General features: G+C 69.5%; 6 protein-coding genes and 1 pseudogene. 4 read left to right on the top strand and 3 right to left on the bottom strand.

Annotated features, from left to right (window positions below):
• On the top strand, positions 1 to 2,091 hold a 2,091-nt coding region (locus tag VD972_RS40450; RefSeq protein ID WP_324994521.1), incomplete at its 5' end, for a tetratricopeptide repeat protein.
• 8 nt (positions 2,092 to 2,099) lie between these two features.
• Here VD972_RS40450 and VD972_RS40445 read toward each other — a convergent pair.
• Complete coding sequence (locus tag VD972_RS40445; protein WP_324994519.1) at positions 2,100 to 2,513, bottom strand: group 1 truncated hemoglobin; 414 nt, start codon at positions 2,511 to 2,513, stop codon at positions 2,100 to 2,102.
• A 52-nt stretch (positions 2,514 to 2,565) separates the two neighbouring features.
• A complete protein-coding gene (locus VD972_RS40440) occupies positions 2,566 to 3,612 on the bottom strand; it encodes an NAD(P)-dependent alcohol dehydrogenase (RefSeq protein WP_324994517.1) in 1,047 nt (348 codons plus the stop codon).
• A 196-nt stretch (positions 3,613 to 3,808) separates the two neighbouring features.
• On the opposite strand from VD972_RS40440, the pseudogene VD972_RS40435 reads away from it, so the two are divergent.
• Positions 3,809 to 4,198, top strand: a pseudogene (locus tag VD972_RS40435) (pirin family protein); the annotation flags it as partial.
• Positions 4,199 to 4,262: 64 nt separating this feature from the next.
• The gene (locus VD972_RS40430) at positions 4,263 to 4,511 is read left to right on the top strand and encodes a hypothetical protein (protein ID WP_324994515.1); all 249 of its coding nucleotides are present in this window, start codon (positions 4,263 to 4,265) and stop codon (positions 4,509 to 4,511) included.
• A 21-nt stretch (positions 4,512 to 4,532) separates the two neighbouring features.
• On the opposite strand, the gene rnk is transcribed toward VD972_RS40430, so the two are convergent.
• Entirely contained in the window at positions 4,533 to 4,949 is a 417-nt protein-coding gene (gene rnk, locus VD972_RS40425) for a nucleoside diphosphate kinase regulator (RefSeq protein ID WP_324994513.1), read from the bottom strand.
• Positions 4,950 to 5,227: 278 nt separating this feature from the next.
• On the opposite strand from rnk, the gene VD972_RS40420 reads away from it, so the two are divergent.
• Positions 5,228 to 5,755 (top strand): vWA domain-containing protein (locus VD972_RS40420; protein ID WP_324994511.1); only part of this gene is annotated, 528 nt, incomplete at its 3' end.

Here is a 5,755-nt window from a genome sequence, read left to right as displayed (position 1 = left end):
CGCGTGTCCTCCGAGGCCCCCGAGGCAGCGGAGTGGATGGCCACCCTGCTCGCAGGCGCTGTCAGGTCTCGGGCCCGCGCCGCGCTGGAAGCGGCGAAGGCCATGGGTCAGCGGCCAGCCTCCGCCGCGGCAGGCCGAGCGCTCGCCAAGGCCCTCGAGCGTGAGGGCACACCCGAGGTGGCGGAGCGGCTCGATGCGGCTGGGCTGCCGGAGTTCGCAGCTCCCCTGCGCGAGGCGGCTGTCTGGGTGAAGAACACCCTGCTGAGCCACGTGGCTCCAGGGGAGAGTCCGCGGGTGTGGGCCGAACAGGCGAGACTGCGCAGCAGCTTGGGAATGCTGCTGGGTGAGCTGGGACGGCGGCAGGAGGCCTTGGTCCTCTTGAAGGAGGCGGTGGAGCACTACCGCAAGCTGGCGGAGGCCTCCCCAGAGGTCTTCCTCATGGACCTGGCGCTGGGGCTGGCGGATCTGGGCGTGGTTCAGGGCGAGCTGGGTCAGAGGGAGGAGGCCCTGGCGGCCATGCAGGAGGCGGTGGCCATCCGCCGCGGGCTGGCGAAGGAGGCTCCGAAGGAGTTCCTCCCGATCCTCGCCGTGAACCTGAATGGCCTGGCAGGGGCTCAGAGCGCGCTGGGCCGCAGGGAGGAGGCGCTGGCTTCCATGCAGGAGGCGGTGGGCCACTACCGCACGCTGGTGCAGAGGCGCCCGGAGGCGTTCCTGCCGGAGCTGGCCGCGAGTCTGAACAACCTGAGCTCCATGCTGGGAGGACTGGGCCGCAGAGCGGAGTCCCTGGCTCCCATCCAGGAGTCGGTGGAGCACTACCGCACGCTGGCGAAGAAGCACCCGGAGGCATTCCTCCCGGAGCTGGCGGGGAGTCTGACGAACCTTGGCACCGTGCAGGGCGCGCTGGGCCAGCGGGAGGAGGCCCTGGCTCCGGCGCAGGAGGCGGTGGGCCTCTATCGCCAGCTGATGGAGTCACGCCTGGAGGAGCACCTCCCGCAGCTCGCGGCGAGCCTGAGCAGCCTGGCGAGCGCCCAGAGCGCGGTGGGAAGCAGGGAGGAGGCTCTGGCGTCGATCCAGGAGTCCGTGGCGATCCGTCGCAAGCTGGCCGAAGAGCGCCCGCAGGCATTCCTTGCGGATCTGGCGATGAGCCTCGTCAACCTCAGCGCCTTCCAGAGTGAGCTGGGCCGGAGGGAGGAGTCCCTGGCCTCGGTGCGGGAGGCGGCGGAGCGCTACCGCAAGCTGGCGCAGGCGTACTCGGCGGCGTTCCTCCCGGCGCTGGCGATCTGTCTGAGCAACCTGGCCGTCGCTCAGAGCTCCTTGGGCCGCAACGCGGAAGCCCTGCCCTCGGCGCAGGAGGCCGTGGAGTACTGCCGCAGGCTGGCGAAGATGCTTCCAGCCATGTTCCTCCCGCAGCTCGCCGCGAGCCTGAGCACCCTGGGCAGCGTGCAGAGTGCGCTGGAGCTGTGGAAGGAGGCTCTGGCGTCCGTGCAGGAGGCAGTGGAGCTCCGCCGCAAGCTGGCAGAGGAGCAACCCAAGCAGGGCCTTCCAGACCTGGCGCTGAGCCTGAGCAACCTGGGGCCGCTGCTGAGCGCGGTGGGCCAGAAGGAGGAGGCGCTGGCCTCGCTGCGCGAGGCGGTGGACATCCGCCGCCGGCTGGCCGCGGAGCACCCGGAGTCCTTCAGCGCGGACCTGGCCATCAGCTTGAACAACCTGGGCATCATGCAGGGCATGCTGGGCCGTCCGGAGGAATCGCTGGCCTCGGTGCAGGAGGCGGTGGAGCTCCGCCGCCGGCTGGCGCGGGAGCGCCCCGAGGTGTTCCGCCCCGAGCTGGCGGTGAGCCTCACCAGCTTGAGCCATCTGCAGAAGATGTTGGGGCGGGAGAGGGAGGCGCTGGCCTCGCTGCGCGAGGCGCTGGACATTATCTGGCCCTTCTTCCTGAAGTCGCCCGCGGCCTTCACCGCCACTACCGGCCCCATCCTCGAGGCGGTGGCCGCCCAGCAGGAGAAGGCTGGCGGAGCGACGCCCGCCAGCTTGAAGGAGCGGCTGGAGACCTGGGACGCGATGATGGAGAAGTCCCAGGCGAAGGTGCACTGAGCGGTGGCTCAGCCGGCCTTGCGTGACGCGGGCGCATCCTCCACCACGATGTCCCCGCGCGTGGTGCCGACGATCTCGAACAGCTCCTTCTGCTCGGCCTCGGGCACCTTGAACTGGTCCAGCACCGCCTTGAAGTGGCCCGCGAACACGGTCCACTCGCTCGGGGTGATCTTCAGGTGGGTGTGCGAGTCCTTCATGGCCTTGCCCGTGTACCGCTGCGGGCCTCCCGTGGCCATGCACACCATCTCCGTGACCAGGTACTTGAACCCCGCCTTGGGCACGCGGTGGTGCGCCTCGTCCACCAGCGGGTTCGCGTTCAGGATCGGGCACACCATGATCCGGTCAATGAAGACATCCACCACGGAGGCAATGGCGTAGACGCCGCCGAGACGATCGTAGAGCGAGGCATTGGGATTGTTCATGCGCGGAGGATACGTCACGAAGCCACCGCTCCGCTCGCCTGTCTGGTAGCCCTCAACCGTGGGGTGTGATGACAGCCCTTCCCTTCAGGGTACCCCCGCGCATGCGCTGAAAGGCCTCGGGGAGCTGCTCCAGCGAGAAGTGCTCCACCGTCATGCGCAGGCGGCCGGCCTGGGCCAGCGCCAGGACCTCCATCAGCTCGGGCAGAGTGCCCCAGTAGGGCGCCACCACCTGGCACTCCAGGGGCACGCCGAAGAAGTGGAAGGGCAGCACGCCGCCGCCGATCCCCAGCAGCTGGATCTGCCCGCTCTGCCGCGCCACGCCCGCCGCGAGCTTCAGCGTCGAGTCGACGCCCACCACATCCATCACCACCTCCGCGCCCAGGCCGCGCGTCAGCTCGCGGATGTGCCCCACCGCGTGCTCGTCCGAGCGGACCGTCTCATCCGCGCCGAGCTCCTTCGCCCGCGCCAGCTTCTCCAAGGACATGTCCACCGCGATGATGCGCGCGGCGGTCACCGCGCGCAGGAGCTGCACCGCCATCTGTCCCACTCCCCCCACGCCGATGACCACCGCCGTCGAGCCCGGCACCAGCAGCGGCAGTGCCCGCTTGAGGGCATGGTACGGCGCCAGCGCGGCATCCGCCAGGGGAGCCCAGTCTCGCGGATCCAGCGAGCCCATGGGCACCAACAGCCGCGAGGACGGAACGAGCACGTAGTGGGCCAGGCTCCCATCCCGTCCCAGGCCGCCGCCGTGGTAGCGCAGCTCGGGCACGCGCTCGCAATGGTTCTCGCTCCCCATCCGGCACGGCTTGCAGCGACCGCAGCCCCAGCAGCCGTAGACGAGCACGGGCTGTCCCCGCTCGAAGCCCGTCACTCCGGGCCCCAGGGCTTCCACCCACCCCGCGGCCTCATGGCCCAGTGTGAAGGGCAGCGTGTACGGCATGAAGCCGGGAGGAATCCCCATCAACGTCAGGTCCGAGTGGCACGCCCCAGCACCCCCCACCTTGAGGAGCACCTCCCCCGGGCCAGGTTCGCGCACCTCCACCTCGCGGAGCTCTGGAGGTTTCTGCCACTCGACAAGCTGATAGGCCTTCGTCTTCATCGATAAAGCATCACGGATGCGAGAGGCCACGTCTGCGAGCACCCAGGCCGGCTACCTCGGTGCTGAATTTAGGGTGTCGATGGACGAACACACCCCTGCCCGCCAGGGCATCCAAGCCAGGGGGCCCTCTCATGCCGCCCCGGACCACCCCGTGCGGTCGGGACTCTCAATTTGGATGAGGGATGAATCTCAATATGAGATGAACCGGTTCGACCAGGAGCTGCACATGCTGCAGATCTGGCTCCTGCCCGAGCGGCGAGGACTGCAGCCGGGCTACGAGCAGAAGGCCTTCCCAGCGAACGATCGCCAGGGGCGGTTCCGCATGGTGGCGTCGCCGGACGGGCGTGATGGCTCGGTGACGGTGCACCAGGACATGACGCTGAACAGCACGCTGCTGGGCAAGGGAGAGAAGGCCGAGTACTCGCTGAAGCCGGGCCGGCACGCGTGGGTGCAGATCGCCCGGGGCTCGGGCACGCTGAATGGCGTGGCGCTGAAGGCGGGCGACGGGGCGGCCGTCTCCGACGAGGGCTCGCTGGTGCTCACGGCCGACGAGCCGCTGGAGGCGCTGCTGTTCGACCTGGCGTGACACTCATGCTACTCGGAGCCCATCGCGACCCTGCGATGGGCTCTTGCGCCGAGGCGAGTGGGGAATGGACGAGCAGACGCGGAATGATCGCTGGCAGAACCTCGTGTCCCGGGCGTTCCTCCTCGAGGAGCAGCTCCGGGGCGTCGGGGGGGGCCCCCCTCCGAGCGGCCTGAAGGCCGCCGTGGCCTACCTGGAGAGCACGCTGGACGTGTTCCCCAGCTCGGTGGATCCCGTCGAGGACTTCGAGGGCTACGCGGTGCGCCGCATGGTGCAGGGGCTGCTCGCCGCGTTGCGTGCGGACGCGCCGCGCTGAGGCCCGCGGAGGCTCGAGTCCTCAGAGGTGGTACTGGCCCGCCGCCTCGGGCTGGTAGGGCACCGCGACGATGCGCAGGCGCCGGGTGCGCCCGCCAGGGAGCGGCCACTCGATGGACTGCCCCACGGACAGCCCGATGAGCGCGCTGCCGATGGGGGCGAGGATCGAGATGCGCCCCGCATCGCTGCGCGCGTCCTGAGGGTAGACGAGTGTCACCTCCCGCCGCTCGCCGGTGTCCTCATCCTCGAAGACGATGGTGCTGTTCATCGTCACCACGTGGGGCGGCACGGCCTGTGAGTCGACCACTTCCGCTCGAGACAGCTCCGCCTCCAGCATCTCTGCCAGCTCGGCGTTGCGGCCAGAGCCATGCTGATCGAGGACACGGCGGAGGCGGTCCAGATCGGTCTCGGTCACGATGAGGGGCTGATCACTGGTCATGTCGATGCATCTCCTCGGCAAGTCCGTGGCCTGATGCAAGGGAGCAAGCTCCCAGAGCATCGGGTCTCGGCTGGGTGATAGGGGGTGAACCTGCGTTCCGGGGTGGATACTTCCCCGGCGACGGCCTGAGGCGCGTCGGTCCCGAGCCTATCACGGCGGCGAGTGACCTACGGGCCCCGATTGGCGCAACCCCGGAGGGCTAGACCTTTCCTCAGGCCCGCCCGTTAGAGGGGAGCACGCGCGCGACACCACCCCTCTTACCGTCCCTGGAGCCTTCCATGTCCCTGAAGTTCTTCACGCGGCCCCTCATGGCCGCCGCGCTCGCCACCGTCACGCTCTCCGCTCCCCTGGCCTTCGCCGAGGCTCCTACCCCGCAGGTGGCCCCGAAGCAGGAGCAGCCCGCCCCGGTGAAGCCTCAGCAGGACGCCCAGCAGAAGCAGGACCGGCCGCAGATCGAGGTGGTGTTCGTGCTGGACACGACGGGCTCCATGAGCGGGCTCCTCGAGGGCGCCAAGCAGAAGATCTTCTCCATCGCCTCGCGGATCGCCACGGGCAAGCCGACGCCGCGCCTCAAAGTCGGGCTGGTGGCCTACCGGGATGTGGGCGACGCGTACGTGACGAGGCGCTTCGATCTGAGCGAGGACCTGGACACGGTGTTCACCCACCTGCGGAAGTTCCGCGCGGATGGCGGCGGTGACACCCCCGAGCACGTGGGCCGCGGGCTTGGCGAGGCCGTGTCGAAGATGTCCTGGAGCGACAAGCGCGAGACCATGAAGGTCATCTTCCTCGTGGGCGACGCGCCGCCG

It is taken from the genome of Hyalangium sp. (assembly GCF_035629615.1).
Taxonomy (GTDB): Bacteria; Myxococcota; Myxococcia; order Myxococcales; family Myxococcaceae; genus Hyalangium.
Note: the sequence above shows the minus strand (reverse complement) of the source record. Positions and strands in the feature narration are given on the sequence as shown.

Bases quoted from the DNA above. Each gene is read 5' to 3' on its own strand.
- VD972_RS40430 (WP_324994515.1), top strand. From the start codon at position 4,263: ATGGACGAGCAGACGCGGAATGATCGCTGGCAGAACCTCGTGTCCCGG.
- VD972_RS40445 (WP_324994519.1), bottom strand. From the start codon at position 2,513: ATGAACAATCCCAATGCCTCGCTCTACGATCGTCTCGGCGGCGTCTAC.
- rnk (WP_324994513.1), bottom strand. From the start codon at position 4,949: ATGACCAGTGATCAGCCCCTCATCGTGACCGAGACCGATCTGGACCGC.
- VD972_RS40440 (WP_324994517.1), bottom strand. From the start codon at position 3,612: ATGAAGACGAAGGCCTATCAGCTTGTCGAGTGGCAGAAACCTCCAGAG.